General features: G+C 61.0%; 19 protein-coding genes. 3 read left to right on the top strand and 16 right to left on the bottom strand.

The window, feature by feature from the left end:
• Positions 1–3: 3 nt before the first annotated feature.
• Positions 4–1,149, top strand: a complete 1,146-nt coding sequence (locus tag H7A76_RS18650) for an AAA family ATPase (protein ID WP_185699847.1) — start codon at positions 4–6, stop codon at positions 1,147–1,149.
• 117 nt (positions 1,150–1,266) lie between these two features.
• Here the strand turns inward: H7A76_RS18650 and H7A76_RS18655 are convergent, their stop codons facing one another.
• A complete protein-coding gene (locus tag H7A76_RS18655; RefSeq protein WP_185699848.1) occupies positions 1,267–2,304 on the bottom strand; it encodes a hypothetical protein in 1,038 nt (345 codons plus the stop codon).
• An 87-nt stretch (positions 2,305–2,391) separates the two neighbouring features.
• Between H7A76_RS18655 and H7A76_RS18660 the strand changes: the two genes are divergently transcribed.
• Both H7A76_RS18660 and H7A76_RS18665 read left to right on the top strand, forming a co-directional pair.
• Positions 2,392–2,958 (top strand): hypothetical protein, encoded by a 567-nt coding sequence (locus H7A76_RS18660; RefSeq protein WP_185699849.1) that lies wholly within the window; start codon positions 2,392–2,394, stop codon positions 2,956–2,958.
• Positions 2,959–3,070: 112 nt separating this feature from the next.
• Positions 3,071–4,036, top strand: coding sequence for a bifunctional GNAT family N-acetyltransferase/nucleoside diphosphate kinase regulator (locus H7A76_RS18665; protein ID WP_185699850.1), 966 nt, complete (start codon positions 3,071–3,073; stop codon positions 4,034–4,036).
• Positions 4,037–4,190: 154 nt separating this feature from the next.
• Here the strand turns inward: H7A76_RS18665 and gspD are convergent, their stop codons facing one another.
• The 15 genes from gspD to H7A76_RS18740 all read right to left on the bottom strand — a co-directional run bounded on the left by gspD (position 4,191) and on the right by H7A76_RS18740 (position 19,945).
• Positions 4,191–6,431, bottom strand: a complete 2,241-nt coding sequence (gspD, locus tag H7A76_RS18670; protein ID WP_409519196.1) for a type II secretion system secretin GspD — start codon at positions 6,429–6,431, stop codon at positions 4,191–4,193.
• Positions 6,428–6,964 (bottom strand): general secretion pathway protein GspN, encoded by a 537-nt coding sequence (locus H7A76_RS18675; protein ID WP_185699851.1) that lies wholly within the window; start codon positions 6,962–6,964, stop codon positions 6,428–6,430. Before H7A76_RS18675 ends, gspD begins: the two co-directional genes overlap by 4 nt.
• The gene (gene gspM, locus H7A76_RS18680; protein WP_185699852.1) at positions 6,961–7,560 is read right to left on the bottom strand and encodes a type II secretion system protein GspM; all 600 of its coding nucleotides are present in this window, start codon (positions 7,558–7,560) and stop codon (positions 6,961–6,963) included. Before gspM ends, H7A76_RS18675 begins: the two co-directional genes overlap by 4 nt.
• Positions 7,535–8,632: a PilN domain-containing protein gene (locus H7A76_RS18685; protein WP_185699853.1), complete on the bottom strand. Its 1,098-nt coding sequence runs from the start codon at positions 8,630–8,632 to the stop codon at positions 7,535–7,537. Before H7A76_RS18685 ends, gspM begins: the two co-directional genes overlap by 26 nt.
• Positions 8,629–9,342: a type II secretion system protein GspK gene (locus H7A76_RS18690; RefSeq protein ID WP_185699854.1), complete on the bottom strand. Its 714-nt coding sequence runs from the start codon at positions 9,340–9,342 to the stop codon at positions 8,629–8,631. Before H7A76_RS18690 ends, H7A76_RS18685 begins: the two co-directional genes overlap by 4 nt.
• Complete coding sequence (locus H7A76_RS18695) at positions 9,339–9,950, bottom strand: prepilin-type N-terminal cleavage/methylation domain-containing protein (RefSeq protein WP_185699855.1); 612 nt, start codon at positions 9,948–9,950, stop codon at positions 9,339–9,341. Before H7A76_RS18695 ends, H7A76_RS18690 begins: the two co-directional genes overlap by 4 nt.
• Positions 9,947–10,327 carry a prepilin-type N-terminal cleavage/methylation domain-containing protein gene (locus tag H7A76_RS18700; RefSeq protein ID WP_185699856.1) on the bottom strand — a complete coding sequence of 127 codons (381 nt, stop codon included), beginning with the start codon at positions 10,325–10,327 and terminating at the stop codon, positions 9,947–9,949. Before H7A76_RS18700 ends, H7A76_RS18695 begins: the two co-directional genes overlap by 4 nt.
• On the bottom strand, positions 10,324–10,788 hold the full coding sequence (locus H7A76_RS18705) for a GspH/FimT family protein (RefSeq protein WP_260498013.1): 465 nt from the start codon (positions 10,786–10,788) through the stop codon (positions 10,324–10,326). Before H7A76_RS18705 ends, H7A76_RS18700 begins: the two co-directional genes overlap by 4 nt.
• Before the next feature lie 2 nt (positions 10,789–10,790).
• Complete coding sequence (gene gspG, locus H7A76_RS18710; RefSeq protein WP_185699857.1) at positions 10,791–11,213, bottom strand: type II secretion system major pseudopilin GspG; 423 nt, start codon at positions 11,211–11,213, stop codon at positions 10,791–10,793.
• 12 nt (positions 11,214–11,225) lie between these two features.
• Complete coding sequence (gene gspF / locus H7A76_RS18715) at positions 11,226–12,428, bottom strand: type II secretion system inner membrane protein GspF (RefSeq protein ID WP_185699858.1); 1,203 nt, start codon at positions 12,426–12,428, stop codon at positions 11,226–11,228.
• Between the two features lie 2 nt (positions 12,429–12,430).
• Positions 12,431–14,131, bottom strand: a complete 1,701-nt coding sequence (gene gspE, locus H7A76_RS18720) for a type II secretion system ATPase GspE (RefSeq protein ID WP_185699859.1) — start codon at positions 14,129–14,131, stop codon at positions 12,431–12,433.
• 70 nt (positions 14,132–14,201) lie between these two features.
• A complete protein-coding gene (gene plcR / locus H7A76_RS18725; protein ID WP_185699860.1) occupies positions 14,202–14,798 on the bottom strand; it encodes a phospholipase C accessory protein PlcR in 597 nt (198 codons plus the stop codon).
• Between the two features lie 17 nt (positions 14,799–14,815).
• Positions 14,816–17,005: a phosphocholine-specific phospholipase C gene (locus H7A76_RS18730; protein ID WP_185699861.1), complete on the bottom strand. Its 2,190-nt coding sequence runs from the start codon at positions 17,003–17,005 to the stop codon at positions 14,816–14,818.
• 332 nt (positions 17,006–17,337) lie between these two features.
• A complete protein-coding gene (plcR, locus tag H7A76_RS18735) occupies positions 17,338–17,781 on the bottom strand; it encodes a phospholipase C accessory protein PlcR (RefSeq protein WP_185699862.1) in 444 nt (147 codons plus the stop codon).
• Between the two features lie 157 nt (positions 17,782–17,938).
• Positions 17,939–19,945, bottom strand: coding sequence for a neutral/alkaline ceramidase (locus H7A76_RS18740; RefSeq protein WP_185699863.1), 2,007 nt, complete (start codon positions 19,943–19,945; stop codon positions 17,939–17,941).
• Between the last annotated feature and the right edge of the window lie 537 nt (positions 19,946–20,482).

Here is a 20,482-nt window from a genome sequence, read left to right on the forward strand (position 1 = left end):
GAAATGGATATTCATCCACTGCAACACCTGGTGCCCGAGCCTGGGCACGCCATGGACAGTGCCGCCTGCCTGGCGGCCATCCCGGCCCTGGAGCGCCTGGCCGACACCCCGCAGGACCCGACCTACCACGCCGAGGGCGATGTGTGGATTCACACCCGCATGGTGGTGGAGGCGCTACTGGCCCAGCCGGCGTACCAGCAGGCCAATGCCGAGCAGCGCTTCGTGCTGTTCTTCGCCGCCTTGCTGCATGATATCGCCAAGCCCGACACCACGGTGATCGACCCCGAGACCGGGCGTATCGGCCAACCCGGCCACTCGCGTCGGGGCGCGGTGGATGCCCGGCTGCTGTTGTGGCGCGCCGCTGTGCCGTTCGAGCTGCGCGAGCAGATCTGCCGCATCATCGCCGTGCACCAGGTGCCGTTCTTCGCCCTGCAAGGCGATCGCAGCGGGCGCAGCACGGAGTTCCTGCTGCACAAGCTGTCGTGGGAGCTGCCGGTGTGGATGCTCTGCGCGGTGGCCGAGGCCGATATGCAAGGCCGCGATTACGCGGGCAAGGCCGATGTCTTGAGCGCTATCGAACTGTGGCGTGAACTGGCGGCCGAGGAGGGCTGCCTGCACGGGCCGCGGGCGTTTGCCGACGACTACACGCGCATCCAGTACCTGCGTGGCGCCCGGGTGCACCCCGACTATCCGCTGCATGCACCGCAAGGCTCGCAAGTGCTGATGCTGTCCGGCTTGCCGGCCAGCGGCAAGGACACCTGGGCCGCACGACATCATCCGGACTGGCCGGTGGTCTCGTTCGACGATGCACGCCAAGCCCTGGGCTTGCGCCACGGGCAGAACGAAGGCGCCGCCGCGCACTACGCCATCGACCGGGCCAAGGCCTTGTTGCGAGAGCAGCGGCCATTCGTGTGGAACTCGACGCACCTGTCGGCGCAGATGCGCAATCGCACCCTGGACTTGCTGTACGGCTATGGCGCGGAGGTGGAGATCGTCTACCTGGAAAGCCCGGAGGGCGAGATCATGCGGCGCAACCAGCAGCGCGACACCTCGCTGCGCAACGCGGATATCCGCCGCATGCTATTCAAATGGGAGGTGCCGCTGCCGACCGAGGCGCACCGGGTCAAGTACCAGGCGCTGACCGGGTGATGCCGGAGGAGGGCGGTGGAGGCCAGGGGGATATAGAGAGTGGCGCCCCTGCATGATTACGCTGGCCAACCCCATGGCCAGGTGGAGCAAGGCAAGGGCGCAGCGGGTTGGCCCAGGTTAGTTCTGCCAGCATTGCGCGTAGCGCTCACACACCCCGTAGCGCTTGTCCAGGTCGGCCATCCGGGTCCAGTGATCGGCCATCGCTTCTTTTTGCAATTGCTCATTGAGCCGACGGTAGTACTGCAACATCGCGTTGTTGGTAGCCAGCGCCTGGGTGACATCGGTGGCCTGGGTGTCTGGCACCAGTGCCTTGATGGCTGGTGTATCCAAGCGCGAGAGGCGTGTGCGGTACTCGGCCTTGTAGTGCTCGAGCGCGCTGGCCTTTACCCCTTGAGCCTGCTTCAGGTAAGTCGCTACGTTCTGCCGAAATTGCGTCCAATAAGCATCCGGCAGGTCCAGGTTCATCTGCCGCTTGCGCTTGTCGACCACCAGGTCGGCGGCTTCGTTCTGGTTGCTCTCGCTCAAGGCAGGCCCGGGCTTCATCTCGCTGATGATGCTCTGCGAGACAATCTGCTCGATCATTTCGTCACGCTCGACGGTGGCCGGCAGGCCCTTTACGGGCTCAGGGAAGAGGGCGTTGGCGCCCAGGCAGCTTGCCAGGCCTTTATTCACCAGAGGGACAGGGGAGCGCACCACTTGGCCCTGCGCTTGGTGCAGGCGCTTGAGCGATGTCACGCACTGACTGCCGGCACGACTGAAGGTGAGTTCGTATTCAGCGCCACTTTGCGGCGTGAAGGTGAAGGCCATGCCACATACCGAGGCGGTGCCTTGGGTATTGAGGTGCAGCATTCGCTCTTTGTTCGGGGCCAAGCGGATTTCCAGGTAAGGCGTCTTCTGGGAGGCAGGAGGTATCGACATGTTCGCTCGCCGGCGAGAATCGGCGAGGAACAAGTTATTGAGAATCCCCGTGGTTTGCCCGTCACAGTTCTGCTCATCGAACACACCCAGCGTGGCGCTGCTCATGTCGCTGATAAAACGAAGCTTGGCGGCGTCTGCTTCGGTTGCATCTGGATAAGTGCCCGATACACTGCAGCCGCTCAAGATCAAGGCGAAGGCCATGGCACCCGATACACGGCCAGTGAAAATACTACTCATAGTGGGGTGTCATCCTTAACGCTTGATTTGAAAGGGGCAGCATCATAATGGGAAAGCCACATTTTGTTTCAATGGATCGAGTATCGAATGCGCAAGACAAGTCAGTTGTTGGTCGTTGGAGTTACAGCCTTGATGAGTGCCTGTTCGGCATTACCACCTGAAATGGCCCTGGATTCCAAAGTCTATTCCGCCGAAAACGCAGGCCTCGTCCTGGGTGCGCTGATCGAGGGCGGGCCCTACGGCACCTGGGTCAGTTTTCGTGACGTGAATAGCGGCAAGACCTACGGCTGGGCTCCCAAGGACTATTACTCGGCATGGCTGCCTGCAGGTACCTATGAAGTGAATGACCTGGGTTCACGCCGCGGCCTCATGGGCCCCTATTCGAAACCCCTGCGTTTTACCGTGGCCAACGGCCAACTCAATTACCTGGGCGAGATGGCGTACGGCTGCCCGGTCGCGGCCCACCCAGCTGCCGTCTATGGGGTCAAGAACTGCGGTTTCCTTGCACTGGGAACCTGTACGGTGGACCGTCCCAGTATTGCCATATGTGTGACGGACAGGCAGGAACAGGCCGTTCGAACCTTCGTCAAACAGCACCCGCAATACTCCCAGCTTCCGGTCAGGCCGACCGTGATGTCGACGCAGCAGCCGTAACGACGGCCAACTCGCTTGGGCATCGATGACGGGTAGGGCAGGGAGCAGGTTGTGATCTTTTCGGCATTGCTCGCCTTATGCCTTAAGATGCCCGGTTGCCGAAAGAACCGTCATGGCCATAACCGCCATGAAGGGCTTTCATCCTTTACAAACAAGTGTGGTGAAGATGAACAAGCCTTTCATTTCGCTGTGCCCTGAAATCACTCGGGCACATGCGCTGACGTTGAAAGATTGGTTGGAAGATGAGCGCGTTACCTGTTACCTGAGCGATTCACGTGATGTTTCCCGTTCCATCGAACACGTCATCGATCGGACCCAGCTGCCGATCCTGACCCATCTGTTCAACCGGGGCGGCCGGTTCTTCATGGCCTATGACCGGCATGACGCGCCGGTGGGTTTTGTCCGGCTCGTCAAGACCGATTCGAATTGCGAGATCGTCCTGGTTATCGGAGACAGCGACAAATGGGGGCGAAACCTTGGCGCCCGGACCCTGCGCGAGGGCATGAAAAGGGCCTTTCTCGACATGCGGGCCGAAAAGCTCATCGCCAAGATCCACCCGGACAACTCGCGCTCACTGAAAGCCTTTGTGCGCAGCGGCTTTGTGCTTGAGAACGAAACGCCGGCATTGAAGTCGTTTTCCATGACGGCGGGGCGCTATCTGCAGTTCTTGCGCGAAGGTGCCGCTGGCGACTCCACGGGGATCTACATCACCGAAATCGACAAGGCCAGGCTCGAGAGCCTGATCGTCTTCGAGCAAGGCCCGGCCGTGGTTGAACTCGAACATGAGCTTGAGCGAGCCATTGTCGTCAAGCCGCAGCACGTGGCGGGCAATGTCGTCACGATGAACTCCAGGGCCTTGCTGCACCTGGACGACGAAGCAATCGAAGTAGCGCTGGTCTACCCGGACGACGCGGACAGCAGCGCCGGCAAGCACTCCGTGTGTTCCGATATCGGCGCCGCGATCCTGGGCTATCGGGAGGGCGACGCCATCGACTGGCGTATTTCTGCTCGGACCCGCCGGATCGAGATCAGGAAAGTGCTTTATCAGCCGGAGGCCGCCGGCGATTTCCACCTGTAGTCGCGCCTTTGGCCCAGTGCTCGTTCATCAGGCGCCAAGCCCCTCCAGAAAAGAGGCCGCGCCTGATACTGGCCATCCTTAGCACCCGGGCGAATCAGTACACGAGTGACCTGCAGTCAAGCTTCTTCAGTCAGGCCCGGTGTCGATCAAGGCTTCAGAGTTTTTGCAGTGGCTGGATAAGCTGGAAGCGCTGGCGATACTCATCCGTCACCTGGCGCGCCTCGCTGTTGCCGGTGATCACGCGAGGGGTGATGAGCACGACCAGTTCCGAGCGGTCGTCATTGCGCATGGTCGTGCCGAACAACCACTTCAGCCCCGGCACCTTGCCCAGGTACGGCACGCTGCGATTGGCCTCTACCTGGTTTTGCTTGATCAGGCCTCCGAGCAGGACCGTCTGGCCGCTTTGCACGGCGACTTGGGTAGACACCGCGCGAGTGGAGATGGTGGGGTTGGCCGGTGGCGTCGCCGTGGTCCCGGTTCCGCCGCTGGCGGGCGTCGTGGCGTCGCTGACCTGTTGCTGGATGTCCATGTACACCAAGCCGCCGGGGTTGATGCGTGGCACCACATTGAGGATCACCCCGGTCTGCACGTACTGCACGGAGCTGGTCTGGATGGCGCCGACCCCGGTATTGATGGTGGTCTGGCTGATCGGGATGTTGTTGCCCACCTGGATCCGCGCTTGCTGGTTGTTCATCACCACCAGCGATGGCGCCGACAGCACCTTGGTGTTGCCGCTGGTTTCCAGCGCTCGCAAGGCCACCTGGAAGTTGTTGCTGACAAAGGAGTAGAACAGCGAAGCCGATTTCACCTCGACGCCGCCTCCGCCCAACGCACCCTGGCTACCCGAGGTGTTCTGCACGCCAGGAGTGGTCGAGTGGCCCGCCAGGTTCCCCAGGTACCATTGCACGCCTTGCTCCAGAGAACCGGTCAGGCTGACTTCGAGAATGCGTGTTTCGATTTGCACCTGCAGGGGGGGATTGTCCAGGCGTTGTATCGCCGACTCGATTTCAGCCCATTGCGCCGGCCGGCTGCGCACCAACAGTTGGTTGCTGCTTTTCTGGGCCGTGATGCGCACTGAATTGTCGAATGTTTCGTTGCTCGTGGCGTTTTCGGCCTGCGCCTGATCCTCGCTGTTGGCCTCGAACTCTTCTTCCGGCTGTGCCGCGTTGGTGCCTCCAGCGTTGCCGTTACCACCGATCCCATTGATGCCCGATGGCAGGGCTGAAACATTGCCGCTACCGTCATTGCCAGTACCGTAGCCATTGCTCGACAGGGTGACCGTACGCAGGCCGGGTGCCACCTGGGCGGCCGGCTCATCGGTGATTTTCGCATTGCCGTAAATCTGTCGCAGGTACCTGGCAAGGTCGGTGGCCTTCATGTTGCGCACGTCGTACACATACATTTGCGGCTCATTGCCACCGCCCTGGTCAATGGCTTCGATCCAGCGCCCGACATCGCTGAGGTACTGCGACTGAGAAGAAATCACCACGATGGAGTTGGTGCGTTCGATCGGCAGGAAACGCAACATCCCGGCCAGCGGTGTCGCGCTTTGCGCTCCGAACAAATGCTCAAGCTCGGGCATCAACTTGCTGACGTTGGCGTGCTTGAGCCCGAAGACGCTGACGGACATGCCCTTGAGCCAATTGACATCGAAGGTGTCGATGGTCTGCTGATAGTTGTTCAGCTCATCGGGAGTGCCCGCCATGATCAGCAGGTTGCGAGCGGCGTCGACCTGCACGAAGGCATTTTCCCGGGCCATGGGCTGCAAGAGCTTTTGCATTTGCGGTGCGGAAATATAGTTGAGCAGAAAGAACCGGGCCGTCATGCCGCTGCCAGGTTGTGGCAATGCCAGCTGCGGCGCGAGCCGGCCGGCGAGCGCCGTGTTCGCCGGCAGCACAACGTAGCTGTCGTTCTGCCGGATGATGGCGTTACTGGTCAGTGCCAACAGGGTTTCCAGGATTGAGAAAGCCTGGTTCTTGTCGACGGGCCTGGAGGTCGAGAAGGTGACGTCGCCCACCACACCCGGGGCGATGCTGTAGTTCTCCTTCAGCACATCACCGAGGATGGTGTTGGCCACGGCCTGGATCGAGACATTGGCGAAGTTGAAGGTGACGCCTGGCTCTTGCGATGCCGTCGCGGCATGAGGCCGCGCTGACGGTTGTTTATTGATGAAGTGCTGGCTGCCCTGGACAACCCGGGCCGTGGTCGGCGGTGTGACGATCGCCAGTGGCGGCCCTTTCGGCGCCGGGATCGGCAGCGGTGCGCGATCAGTACCGGTGCCGGACAAGGCTTCCTTGATCAGCCTGTCGTCCCGTGCGCTGTCGGTGGCCGGTGTCGTACACCCACAGAGCACTATCGCGCCGGCCAAGCCAGTGTAGATGAATCGTTTTCTCACAGATCGCTATCCTTGGAAGTGTCAGGCAAAGAGGGGAGAGCCGGTGTGTTGTGCGGCACTTTCAATAGCAGCAGCTTCAGCGTTTGGGTGTTGGCGCCCTGGGTCAACGTGACGTGCGTCGGTTCGATCCGCTCGACTCGCCGGCCATTGGGCAGTTGTTGCTGTTCGAGGGCCGCCAGCGGTTGCCCGTCGCGGGTCTTGAAGAAGGCCTTGCGCAGGGCTCCGGAAGCGATGATGCCGGTCAGGCTCAGGCCATTGAGCGACGCTGGCGCCTCGTCGATGGCTGGCGAGGGTGGCGGGTCAGGCTGCCGATGGGCGTTGAACAGTGGTTTTTTCCAGGTGTATTCATACGCTGACAGCGCTACGGGCATGGGCTCGGCAGTGACGGCAGCTTTCACCGGGGCTGCCGATGGATCGAGTGGAGGTAGCCACCGAACCTCGGTGCCAACGCCGTTGAGCAAGATCAGGAGCCACCCCAAGAGGCCCAGTACGGCTGCACTGAGCCAACGAAGCAAGGGCGGGAAGCGCCTCATGGCGTCGCTCCTTTTGGCGTTGGGTTTTGCAGGTAGGCGCTGATCAGCAGTTGCACGGCCAAGCGGTTTGCGCTGGCAAGCTGGCCGCGGCTTTTCTCGATCCGCAAGGATTCGATGAACAGCGAGACTTTGCCGTTTTCCAGGCGATGCAGCAGGCCGGCCAGTGGCTCGATGGCGCATTCGAGGTTGATCCGCACACTGACTTGCCGATAGGGCCCTTGCTGGGTGACGGGCACCGGAATTCGATTGGCCAGCGTGCAGCCACCGCCCAGCGTGGCGAATACCTGCAAATCGGCGGCGATCAACTGCATCAGTTGTGCGGTGGCCGCGCCCATGTCGGAATCGGCCAGCAGGTTTTCGTTGCCCACGGATGAGCGCCTGATCCGAGCCAGCGCGTTCTCCAGGGCAGGCCGTTGGCTGGACAATGCCACGTAGCGTTGCTGGTTGTGGCGTAGCAACGCCATCTCATCGGCAATGGCCAACAAAGGCTGGCTGAACCAGACATGCAAGGTCAGGAAGTACCCCCCGACCAGGCTCAAAGCGGCCAGGGCCAGGGCCAGGGCGCGCTGGCTAGCGGGGGGCGGACGCAGGCGCATGGCTGGCCTCCGCTTTGCGTAGGGTGGCGAGCATGCTGAAGCGGTCCTGGCCGGTGACCGGGTCTGGCTGGATGGCGCCCTGGAAATTGATGCCTTCCAGGCTGCGGCAGGCTTTCATGGCGCTGATCAGGGCGCTGGCCTGGCTGCTTTGGCCGATCAGGCTGACCTGGCCGTCCGGGTTGACGTTCAGGGTTTCCAGGGTGGTGTTCAACGGGATGCATTGGCTCAACTCATTGAGCAGCGCCGCCATTGAACTGGTTTGTGCGCGCCGTTCCACGACATAGCGTTGAGCATCGAGGGTGTCGTCGATCTGCTGATTGAGCGCCTGGACCTGTTGCGTTTGTTGTTGCAGGGTCTTGACCTGCTGCCGCATGTCTTCAAGGGCCTGCTGGCGGTTGTGCAACCAGAGTTGCAGGCCGGCCAGCGCCAGGACCAGGGCGGCCAGCGCGAGGGCCGGAGCTGGCCGCATCAGCGAGCGGCGTATCCGGGCGCGGCGATGGGGTGCCAGCAAGTCGACGTGCAAACGTGCGCCATGCTCATCCAGCGCATCGACCGCTGTGATCGAATGACCGGCCTGTTGCGCCTGATCGAGCAGTGCATCCAGCCGTTCACGGCTGACCACGGCCAGGCGAATGCGGATCAGCGAGTCGTGGGCAGAGGGCAGGCGGACACAGTCGAAATAGACCTGGCTGGCCTTGAACGGGGTGTATTTGTCCATCTCGAAGGACAGCATGGAGCTGAGGTCCTGGGCCACCGCCGCCGGCAACGACACTTCATGGAGCAAGCGCTGGTGCGGTAGCAGGACCAGGACCGGTGTACCCGATGTCGATGGGGAGGTGGCCGGTTGCAGTTGCCCAACGTCCCCGGTCCAGAAACGCTCGTCCCGGGAAAACAGCAACGGCGGTTTTTTCTCGGGGTTGATCCTGGCTCGCCAGGAGGCGGGCAGGCAGACCAGGAGCTCTGCCCGCCACCACGCAAGGAATCCAGGCAGCGGCGACCCTCGCCAGCGCAGCAGTAGCCAGCGGATCAGCGGCTGTAGCCGATCAGCCAGGGGCTGGATCAGCCGATTCATTCTTTCCAGCGCAGCACCCGATACGGTCGTTGACCGCTTCCTTGTGGTGAGAGAAAAACCACGGCCTCCAGGGAAGCCGAGACCTGATTGTCCAGCGTCGCCAGGACTCGCACGTTGACCACCGACTCGGGGCCCCGCGGGAGCGCGACCTTTGGCCGTGACAGTTTGAGCAAGGCCAGCAGTTCGGGACTGGCTGCATCCACATCCGGCGCCGTCAGGCCGGACCAGAGCGTGAGATGCGGTAGCAAGCGCTCGTACAGGCGTGCCTGCATGCCGGGTAACTGCTGCAACTGTTCGAGCGCTTTAAGGGGGCCGATACTGCGCTGTTGGCCCAGGCTTTCACTCCATTGCCGAGCCTGTTCGGCGGTGGCGCCGAGGCCATGGGCCAGGCGCGCGAAACTGTCCAGCGCGACGAAGTTCAGGTCCAGTTTGCCGCGCTCGCTGCTGACTTGCAGGCTCAGCGTGGCCTGCTCAAAGGGCAATGAGTAAACACGCCCGTCAGCCACCGTGCGCGCCGGGTAGGCAAACAACCCTTCGACCGCCAACGCCAGGCCCGCTTGCGCGGCCAGCAGGGCGCGGCTGTGTTGCAATTCAAAAGCGCTCTGGCGGTTTTCCAGGCGCAGGATCTCGACCAGGCTGCCCATCATCAGTCCCAGCAGGGCGATGGCCCACAAGACCATGATCAATGCGGCGCCGCGCTGGCGACTCATGGGGCTACCTCGGAGTCCAGGCGCAACGCTACGACTTGCGTAGGCCACAGGCCGGCTCCGCGAGTAGCGACGTCGATACGCACGGCCTGGGGCAGCCGGCCCGGCCAGGGCCAGCGCTCCAGCCAGTCGGTCGGCTGGCGGTTGGGGTCCAGGCCTCTGTAGCTCAAGCGCAGCTCCTGAACCTCCTGCACCAGGATCTGGGGGTTGCCCCAGGGATGCAGCCCATCCGGGCGGTCCTGGCTGAAACTGATCTGCAAGCGACTGCCGTCAGCCGGGCCGGCCACCGCTTCAAGGGTATGCACCTGGACGCCCGCAGCGAGTTGCCCGGGCATCGGAGAAACGAAACGCAGGCGTTGTCGCTCTCCTTCGAACACCCGTTCCTGATCCGCCGCGTGGCCAAAATCTTCGGCCAGCGCCTGTTGGAGTGCGCTGCGCAGGAAGTTCTGCGCGGTCCTCACTTGGGTCAGGCGATCGGTGTGTTTTTCGCTGAGCAGCAGCAAGTGGTTACCGGTGCCCAAGGCGGAACCGATCAACACCATCAGCAAGCCGAGGAAACTCAGGGCGAGCAGCACTTCCAGCAGCGTGAACCCGCGCTGGCCTTGCCTCATGGCAGGCTCCCCGCTGGACGCTTGATGGCCCTGAGCGTGACAAAGCGTTCATGCCGGCTGCCCTTGACCAGCATGAGTTCCAGCTGGTCAAGGACAATCGCCCCCTCATCCCGAAGCGGGGTGACGCTCAGGCGCCATTGGATACCGTCGCGGGTACCTTCCAGGTGGGCGCCGCTGCCCAGGCCTTCTCCATACTCGGCCATCAGCGAAGTGGCCATCAGCGCCATCCGGGTGGTCTGCCCATTCCGCGCCAGTGCCTGGGTGGCGTAACCCAGGGTGTTGAGTACCACTGCAAACCCAATGCTCAGGACGACAATCGCCGCGAGTAATTCGATCAGGGTAAAGCCACGCTGCTGGCGCAGAGGCGAAGGCGTCATGGCTGTTGCCCATCCCGCCAGTCGACCCGTCCGGTGAGCCAGTCGATATCGATACGCGACGCTTGGCTGCCGCGCGCCAGATACAGGTGCCCGCCAGTGGAGCCACCGTTGGGGTAGAAGGTGATCAGCCCGACTGGCCCTTCATCGCTATCGGCAGTGGCCGCCGTCGTCAGGCGCAGGGTCATGCCGTCCGGCAAGTGGCGCGGTGTCTTGCCGGGCAGTTGATAGCTGTTGCGCAGTACATCCAGGCGCAGGGAGGCCGGTTGTCCAGCGCTGATGGCCTGGCTTCGGACCTGGCGCAACGCCAGGCCCAGGTCGCGCTTGACCTGACGCTCCTGGGCACTCTTGAGCCCCTGGGAGATACCCGAGGCCAACAGGCCGAAACCCACGGCAACCAGAAGCAGCACCACCAGCATTTCCAGGAGGGTAAAGCCCTGTTGAACCGGCCGCATGGCGGGCATGGCTATTCCCAACTGCCCAGGTCCTTGTTGTAGCCGTCGCCGCCGGGCTGGCCGTCCTGACCGTAGAAAATCAGGTCGAACGAACCGTGCTGGCCGGGTGTGCGATAGCCGAATGCATGGCCGAACGGGTCCTTCAGATCACTGGCCTTGGCATACGGACCGCTCCAACTGGCGGCATTGGCGGGGCGCGCAAGCAGCGCCTCGAGAGTGCGCGGCGGTGACCCGACGTCCAGCGCATAGCTTTCGATTTTCATCGACAGGCTGGCCAGTTGCGCCTTGCCGGCACCGTACTTGCCCTTGTCGACATTGCCGCCCACCTGGCGAACGACGATGGTGGCGACAATGCCGAGCAAGACAATGACCGCCAGCATCTCCAGCAAAGTGAAGCCGCGTTGGCGCTTGGGCAGTGAACGAGTGGTGTTCATTAACGTCTCCGGTCAAAGGTTACTGGTCAGGCTCATCAGCGGCAGCATGATGGCCAGCATGATCACCGCCACCAACACCGCCATGACCACGGTCAGGCTGGGGACCAGCGCGGCCAACAGGCGGTCGATGCTGCGCTTGGCCTCTTCATCGAAAATGCTCGCCACTTTCAATAACATGCCCTCGAGTTTTCCGGACTCTTCACCCACTTCGATCATCTGGATCGCCAGGTCGGGCAACCGTTGTTCAGCCGCCAATGCCGTCGACAGCCGCTGGCCGTCCTTGACCTTGACCGTGGCGTTTGCCACGGCGGCGTTCATCGCCAGGTTATTGGCGACTTGCCGGCTGATGTCCAGGGCATTGATCAGGGGTACGCCCTGGGCCAGCAAGGTGCCCAGGGTCCGGGCGAACCGTGCGCTTTCCAGGCGTTTCAACAAGCCGCCGGCGAGGGGCGATCGCAGCAGGTATCGATGCCATTTCAAGCGGTTTGCGGGCCGGCCCAGGTAGCTCAGCGCTGCCCAAGCCAGCCCGAGAAGCAGCGCCAGTGCATGCAGGCCATAGCTGGAAAGAAACTGCCCGAGGTCGAGGATCAGCTGGGTCAGCAGCGGCACAGGCACCCCCAGGCCGTCGAAAATCGGCACGAACTGCGGGACCACATAGGCCAGCAGCAACACCAGCGAGCCGAGCACACCCACCACCAGGAAGGCCGGGTAAATCATGGCGTTGATGACTTCGGTACGGATGGCCTGCAGCCGTTCCAGGTAGCTCGCCAGTTGCCCGAGGCTTTGATCCAGCACCCCGGCGGCTTCACCGGCGTGAACCAGGCTCAAGTACAGCGGGGTAAAGGATTGCCGTTCGACGGCCATGGCCGCTGACAGCGTCTGCCCGGCCTTGACCCGGTCGCGAATGCGTTCGATCAATTGCCGAGCCGCTGGTTTGCCGGGTTGTCGGATCAGGATACCCAGCGCCCGCTCCAGCGGCTGATCGGCCCCGAGCAACGTCGCGAGCTGCTGGGTAAAACGGCCCAGTTCCTCGCGGCTGAAAGGGGACGGACGCCACCAGGAGGGGCGAGGCACACCCGAGGCGCGCTGTACCCGCAGGACCAGCAGGCCACGCTCTTGCAGCTGGCTCGCGGCGGCCTGCGGGTCGCTGGCTTCGAGATGGCCGTCCACGGTGTTGTGGTCGGCGTCCAGTGCCTTGTATCGATACTGTTCCATGGTCAGTCATTGCGCGTGATGCGCAATACCTCTTCCAGTGAGGTGATACCCGCCAGGGCCTGGCGCAGACCTTCCTCACGCAAGGTGCGCAAACCGGCAGCACGAGCGGCCTGTTCCAGGGTCGCGGCATCGGCGTGACGCATCAGCAGCGAGCGGATGTCTTCATTCATCACCAACAGTTCGGTGACGGCGCTGCGTCCGCTGTAACCGGTGCCCGGTGCATCGGCCCTGGGGCGGTACAGCCGGATCGGACGCTCATCGGTGTAGCGATCCAGCTGGTGCTCGGCGATTAGCTGCGCAGGCGCCTCGAAGGCTTCGCGCCATTGCGGGTCCAGCCGTCGCACCAGGCGTTGAGCGAGGATCCCGCTGACGGTCGAGGCGATCAGGTAGCTCTCCACGCCCATGTCCAGCAAGCGGGTAATGCTGGCGGCGGCGCTGTTGGTGTGCAAGGTCGACAACACCAGATGGCCGGTCAATGACGACTGGATGGCGATCCGGCAGGTTTCCAGATCGCGTATTTCACCGATCATGATCACGTCCGGGTCCTGGCGGACGATCGAGCGCAACGCGCCGGCGAAGTCCAGGCCGATGGCCGGCTTTACCTGAATCTGATTGATCCCGGGCAATTGGTATTCGACAGGGTCCTCGACGGTGATGATTTTCCGTTCGCTGGTATTGAGCCGGGTCAGTGCGGTGTACAACGTGGTGGTCTTGCCCGAGCCGGTGGGGCCGGTCACCAGCAGAATGCCGTGGGGGCGCTCGAGTACATCGAGGAGTTGCTGGAGCCGCTGGCCATCGAAGCCCAGGCTGGGAAAATCGAAGGTCACCTGCTCCCGGTCCAGCAGCCGCATGACCACCGATTCGCCGTGCCGGGTCGGCACCGTCGAGACCCGCAGGTCCAGCTCCTTGCCTTGAATCCTCAACATCATGCGCCCGTCCTGGGGCAGGCGTCGTTCGGCAATGTCCAGGTGCGCCATGATCTTGATCCGGGAAATCACCGCTGCCGATGAACTGACCGGAGGCGCCTCGCCTTCCTGCAAGGTTCCATCGATGCGGTAACGCACCTTGAGCTGGTTTTCGAAGGGTTCGATATGAATGTCCGAGACGCCCAGTTCGACCGCTCGTTGCAACAACAGGTTGACGATCCGGATCACCGGGGCTTCGGAAGCCAGGTCCTTGAGGTGTTCGATATCGTCGGTCGTGTCGAGGCTCTCGCCGAGGTTTTCGATCAGCGTGCCCATGGCCGAGCGGCCCTGGCCGTAATAGCGCTCGATCAATTGCTCAATCTCACTGCGCAGGCCGATCGACAGGCGCGCCGTGAGCTGGCAGGCATACTCCAGGGCCAGGATCGGATAACGCTGGGCCGGATTGCTCACCAGCAGGTGCAGTTGCTGGTCGAAGGGCGGCAAAGGCACCACCCCGTAGTGTTTCAGAAACCGTGGCGAGACCTGCGGCAGACCACCTTCCAGCGGCGGTGCGTCGCTGCCATGCAACAAGGGAATGTCCAGCAGGGTCGACCAGGCCATTGCCAGGTCCTGTTCCGAGAGCCGGCCGAGTCGAATCAGCAACTCGGGCAATTCGTGCTGTTGCGCGTCGGCCTCCAGCTGCCTGGCTTGTGCTACCTCGGCCCCTTTCAAGTGCCCCTGTGTGACCAGCCAATCGATAGCTTGCGTGGTCAGTGTGGATGAGTCGGCTATGGCCATCAGCGGGTTCCGTTGGTGAACAGACCTTGCCACGCCATGACGACCGTGCGTCACGGGGTGACAAGGTGCCTTAATGACTCAGCGGCTGCGGGGCACTGCTGCCGAAGATCTCCAGGCGCAGCGCCTTGAGTTTTTCCTCGATGGCGGCGCGCCGTGCCTCGTCGCCATCGACGGTCTTCAGCACTTCGTCAATCGCTTGGTTCGCGGCCTGCTGGTAGGTATCCAGTTGCTGGCGCTGGGCAGGCGAGGGGGGAGCCGGTGGCGTGGCGTGGTCTTTCATGTCCATCCAGATGCGGTAGTTCAGGCGCTCCAGTGACTTGGGGTCGGACTCGATGTTTGGCGTCAGTCGTTCAACCTGGGCATAGGCGGCCTTCACGTCCTCGCCATTGCTGACCGATGCTTTCAGCTCGTTGATCAAGCGCTCGGCAGCCTGCCGGCGCTCGGCGGCAGGCAGGGTGTTGGCGGTTTGCGAAAACGCGGCGATTTGCTGTTCCAGCGACGCCGGCGCTTGGCTGTCGGCGGTTGGCGCAGGCACGGCCGGCTGGGTATCGCTCACCGGACTCGAGGCGACACTGGGCGCTTGTTCCACGACGGTGTCCACCGGCTGGCGAAACAGCACCAGGTAGGCGATCAGCGCTGCACACACCGCTAAAAGAATGGCTTTCATCTTGAAGGTTCCTTTCATCAGGACGGCATGATGTCCAAGAGTGGATCGGTCCGGCTTGGCAAACCGGTTTCAACATGCCCAGCGAGCCGTCGAGAGAAGTTGCTTTCGGTGTTGCTGGCCGTGAGGGTCAGGTCATACCAGCCGGAACTGCTGCGCAGCAACCAGGGATCGGTCAGGCTTTCACCCGGCTTGAGTTCAAGGGTATGCACCGTATCGCCCTTGTACGCAGGGTTGGATTTCACCGTCACCGTACAGGCCAATACCCCGGTATTTCTGATCGTCAGAACAATCTGCGCCCCCTGGTAGCTGACTGAAACTTCAGGCCGGGCGAGGGTCTTGGCCAACTGGCTGTTGCCGGTAAATTCCCGGTAGAAGCCATTCGGTGCACGCACCTCAAAGCCGTAGCGACCGTTCGCGTCGATACGGTCCTTGAGGTTTTCGATGAGGGTCTGGCCGCGGCTTCTAAGGTTTGTTGCCGCATGGATATCGTAGCTGGTCACCGTATAGAACGCCGGGGCGCCCCGTTCGGTGGAGTGCACCTGAAAGACTGCCGCCGAACGTCCGTATGGGTTTTCCGGCAAGACCATGCCGTCGTTTCTCAAGTTGAGCAGCAAGCTGCCATCGCTGGCGGCGAAACTGACCTCGGCATGCAGCTGGTAGGGCACGGCCAGCGCGTCACGCTGGCCGGTTTCCTGGCCCGGCAAGGTCGTCGGGTTGGTGTAATAAGGGTAGGAGCGATAGTACTGCTTGTAGTAGGCGTCATCCTGACGGGCCTTGGTTTCAGTCAGGTTGGTCAGATTGGCGGGCACGCTGCTATCGGTTTTCCCGGTGAAGTCGAAAAGCGAGGTCAAGTCACCGCAAACCGCCCGGCGCCAGGGGGAAATATTGTCCGCGGTAACGCCGAAGCGTTTTTCGAGGAATCTGAGCACAGAGGTGTGATCGAAGACTTCGGCACTGACCTTTCCACCCCGGGACCATGGCGAGATCGCCAATACCGGCACGCGTGGACCCAAGCCAATGGGCAACTGGGTGGCGCTTTCGATTTCACCTTGGGTGTCGACGGCCGAAAGGCCGGTGCCCGGTTTCCATGGCGGTACGGCAGCGGACACATGGTCGAAATAACCGTCGCCTTCATCGTAGTTGATGATGAACACGGTCCTGGCCCAGACCTTGGGGTTGCTGGTCAGGGCTTCGAGAATCTTCGACACGTAGTATTCACCGAAGGAGGGACCCCACCAAGGGTGTTCCGAATAACAGTACGGCGGCACGATCCACGACACTTGTGGCAAGGTGTTGTTTTGCACGTCTTCGCGCAACTTGGTCACTCCGCGAGCGACCATGGCTCGTTGCCACAAATCGGAGTCGGGTTTTGACTCTTTGAAGCGTTTGAACCAGGCCAGGGCATTGCAGTCGTAATTGTTGTCCTCCTGTATGAGCCACTTCCATTTGAGATCGAGGTAGAGCCACCAGAGTGAAGAGGACTGGTAGCCGCCTTCCTGGTAAATACGCCAATCGATATTGGCTTCGCTCAGGCGTTCGGGGTAGGTGGTCCAGTCCACGGAACCACTGGCGCCGGTGGTGCCGTCACCCATGCTGTTGGTGTATTGGACATTCTTGCCATCGCCGGTAGGCGCGGTGCGTCCGGTCATGTGATACAGGCGATTGGGGTTGGTGGGGCCCATGATCGATTGGTGATAGGCCTCGCCCAGGGTAAAGGCGTCTGCCAGGGCATAGTAGTAAGGGATGTCATCCCGTTTGAAATGGCCCATGGCGGTGTAGTCCTGGATCGCCGTCCAGCGGTCGTTGCGGCCTTCGTTCCAGGTCCCGTGAAACGCCGACCACTCGTGGTTTTGCGAGCCTAACCATTGGGCGTGCACGTTCTTGGTATCGAAGTGATAAGGCAGGTATTCGGTGGTTTTATAGGTTTGATGCATCACCGACTTGCCATCGGCGCGCTTGAGAACCCGGGGGTCGTTGAACCCACGAACGCCATTGAGGTGGCCGAAGTAATGATCGAACGAGCGGTTTTCCTGCATCAGGATGACCACATGGTCGACATCCTGCAGGGTGCCGCTGCGCACATCCGGCTCAATGGCCAGTGCGCGTCGTATGGTTTCGGGAAAAAGCCCGGACATTCCGGCCAGCACCGCAGCCTGTGCACTGCCTTGCAAAAAAGTCCGGCGATGAAACTTTGGGGCGTCTGTCATCGATAAGCTTCCTCTAAGGTGCGTTGGGAAAACGCCCGCATAAAAGTTCGACTTTATTGTTCTTTCTTGATGTTTTTATTAAATAGGCCGCTATTTTCTCGACGGTTCAGGCGCACATGCCAGGCTATGCCCTGATGCGACAGTTACTCATGGTGAAGACGATATCCAGGCGAAATTCTGCAAACACAAGATGCACATTCACGCAGCATGGTTATTTTCATGGACCTAACAAGCGCTTTCCTGCAAGAGGCTCCTATCGTTTCTAATCTGAGGGCTGCGCCTCCAATACTGCCAGGGCATTACAGGACAAAAAGCGGACTTTGAAAGACAGATTATTGCAATAGGAACTGAGGCTCTTCCATGCCAAAGATCTGCTTGCGCAGTGCGCTGAGCTTTTCTTCGATAAGGTTGTACTGTTGCTCTTCGCCTACAACGCTAGCGAGCACCTCATCAATCACCTGTTCAGAGGCCTTCGCATAGAGGCCGATCTGTTCGCGCTGGACGGGGGTGGGGGCGGGCGGCGGGGTATGGCTGTCCTTGAGTGCCATCCAGAGCTGGTAGTTCAAGGCTTCCAGAGGCTTGGGCTGGGGCTCGATGTACGGCGTCAGTTCCTGGGCATAGGCATAGGCCTGGTTCAGATTCGCCCCTTTGGCGACAGCGCTTTTTATCTCCTCTATCAAGTTTTCCGCGCGTTGCTTGCGCTCCGCCTCCGACAGCGTGCTGGCAGATTGAGAAAGCGCGGCGATGTTGGCGGCTAGCGCCTTGATGTCAAGCATGGTCGGTCCCTGAAGAAAGAGTGTGTGTGGTCGAACTCGAGCCGATTAAGCCCTATACGGCAATGGCCGGCAGAGTAGGTTACAAGTATTACAAATGAAGTATCCCTGATGAACAAAGATGAACCTCGGCAGCAATTAACTTATTACCAATCCAAGATCAATCAGCGACTACTTCAAACTTTCGGGTCGTTCCTGTAAAGGCACTGATAGTGCCCCAGACATTCTTCTGATCACCGCCATGGCTGATGTAGTAGAAGCCGGGTTTGGCATCCTGTGGAATATCCCAGGAAATAGTCGCCTTCGATGCGGAAATACCGACCCGTTCCCAGCGGTATTTGGTTTCCCAGTCGTTGTCGGTCGCCACGCGTATCGCCGGTTTATCACGGGCGGGGTCGGCCGAGGTGTAGTACACGCTCAGGAAGGTGTCTTCGGTATGCAGGTTGTTCTTCGGGTGTCCGGTGACGAAGGCCACCGTCACGGTTTGTCCCCGGTGGTAGATTTTTTCCGGTTGCTGCAATACATCGCCGAACGAGGTGCCGATGTAGGGGGCATCGGTGACGACACCGGTCTGGAAGTTCAGCAGGCAGCAGGACAGGTCAGGTGGCTGGGCGGTGCTGGTGACCGGCTGCTGGTCACGCATGGCGCTGGCCATGTCGGTGAACAGCTGTTGATAGGCGGCCTGGGTCCAGGGGCCGAAGATCGTCGAGCCGCCTTCATATTCCTGGACACTGTACTCCTCGCGGGTGGTGACATAACTGGCGTAGGCGTTGGCATAACCATTGAAGATCACATGGTTGATGCCCATGGGGGCGACGATGGCTTGTACCGCCCGGCGAATGCGCACACCGGACATCACCGTAAACTCGGCCGGTGCCCCCAGCACGGCGAGCTGGCCGATGCGAAACATCTGGATCGGCAGCACATTGGGGGTCCAGGGGAAGGGTTTCTTGTTGCCAGTATCGGCCAGTATCTGTTTTTCAGCCTGGCACTTCTTCAGCTCTTTGGACGGCACACCGGTGAGCAAGCCGCCGAGGAAAGACAGCAGCGGATTATTGCTTTCACTGATGCCCAGTGGGCCAGGGCCATCTTCCGTACTGCCGGCCGCCAGGCTGCTGCCCAAAGCGGCGATACACAGCGTCTTCGGTGTGCCATCGGTGTAGTCAGGGCGTACGGTCAGGCCGTGGAAGTCGACGAACTGAAAGCGGTTGTCGAGCCCGCCGGTCACTTCCTCGGTGGGCCCGGTGGCCAGTTCATAGGCTTTGTTGAACTGCCTCAGGCCGATTTCCTTGGTATTGGCGAACTCGTTCTCGGTCGGCCCGGAACCTGGGCGCAAGTTCAAGTTGGGCGACAAATTGCCGGCATTGGTCTGGGCAAAGGCGGCGATAAACCCCGGTTTCTTACTGATGTCGTGTTCCCAGTGGTAAGACGCATAGCCTTTGTTATCAGAAGAAATCAGATGATTGTTATTGGTCATGGACGTGGCGTGCACAGGGAACCAGCTGATGACTCCGGCAAGCTCGCCCTGTTGGTCGACGAACTTCAATACCGTCATTTCCGGGTCGAGACCGTCTATGTAGCCGGCGACATCCGGATTGCGCTGGTGAGAGAGCAGCGACCTGTTCTTGCTGGCATTGGTGAGATCACCCTTGGCATAAAACAATCGACCAGGTTGCATCTGTCGATGGGCCTGATCAATTGAACGCACGATGCCATCGACAATCACGTTAAAGGTCTTTTCCTGAAAGCCCAGTACCGACAAGTCGTAGATCGTGTAATGGGAAAAGCCACCAGGACCTGAGTGAGTGTGAGTGGCCGCCAGCATCACATTGTTTTCGTTATAGATCCCCGGGTACTTCTTCTCCAACTTGCGCAAGACACTTTGCTGCACCGCTTGGAAAATCATGCCCAGGTCGGTGTTGACGTACACCAGCCGCTTGCCCGTGGCCGCCTCTTCAATGATGAACGCCCTCGACCATTGCCGCGTATGAATACCAGCGGTCTTCTGGTCGGTGGAGGAGTATCCCATCATCCCGACTTCCGCTGCCTCGCCGGTAATATCGGCTTTGCCCAAGCCGAATCGATAAGGTTGTTCGCCAGCAAAGCCGGTCGAACATAACAAGCAGGTGATGACAACGAGAACAGAACGATAGCGTCGGATACTCATTTGAATCTCCCTGTTTATTGTTTTTGTGTGCAAAAGATCACCCCGCGTTGCCAGGCTCGTTGCAAGCGAGCCGGCACTGAAGACCGAGCCGCTGATCAGGGGCTGGTAGAAACTAGAACAGTCCGGTTCAGAGGGATGGGGTATTTACGGACATAAACGGGACTCTTACGGACAACTGTTGAGTACCTCCCTGAAGCGCGGTCTCGTCCGCGAGGATAAGATCCTCGCCGGTAGTTGAAGTGGAGGTATCCCCATCAAGCAACGGGTCGATGTGAACGCGCTACCGAATGCCAGGCGGTCTTGGTTTGGGTTAGCGCAGTGCGCCGCAGCCTTGAACCCTGGCTACTTTAGAGGTGCCGTCGACGGCAGCGCCCCCATCCGGAACGGGTGGCGCGGTGTTGCAGGGGATCAACCATGGAGGGGGGCAAGGACCGCCAAGAGCAGAACTGAGGGGCCGCTTCCGTCCCTTGGCTGGCATCGACGACGAGGGCCAAAGGAGTGACTGCCACCCAGTGCAGCTCTCGAATCAAGATACAA

This window comes from Pseudomonas sp. MSSRFD41, from assembly GCF_014230245.1.
In the GTDB taxonomy this organism is placed as follows: domain Bacteria; phylum Pseudomonadota; class Gammaproteobacteria; order Pseudomonadales; family Pseudomonadaceae; genus Aquipseudomonas; species Aquipseudomonas piscis.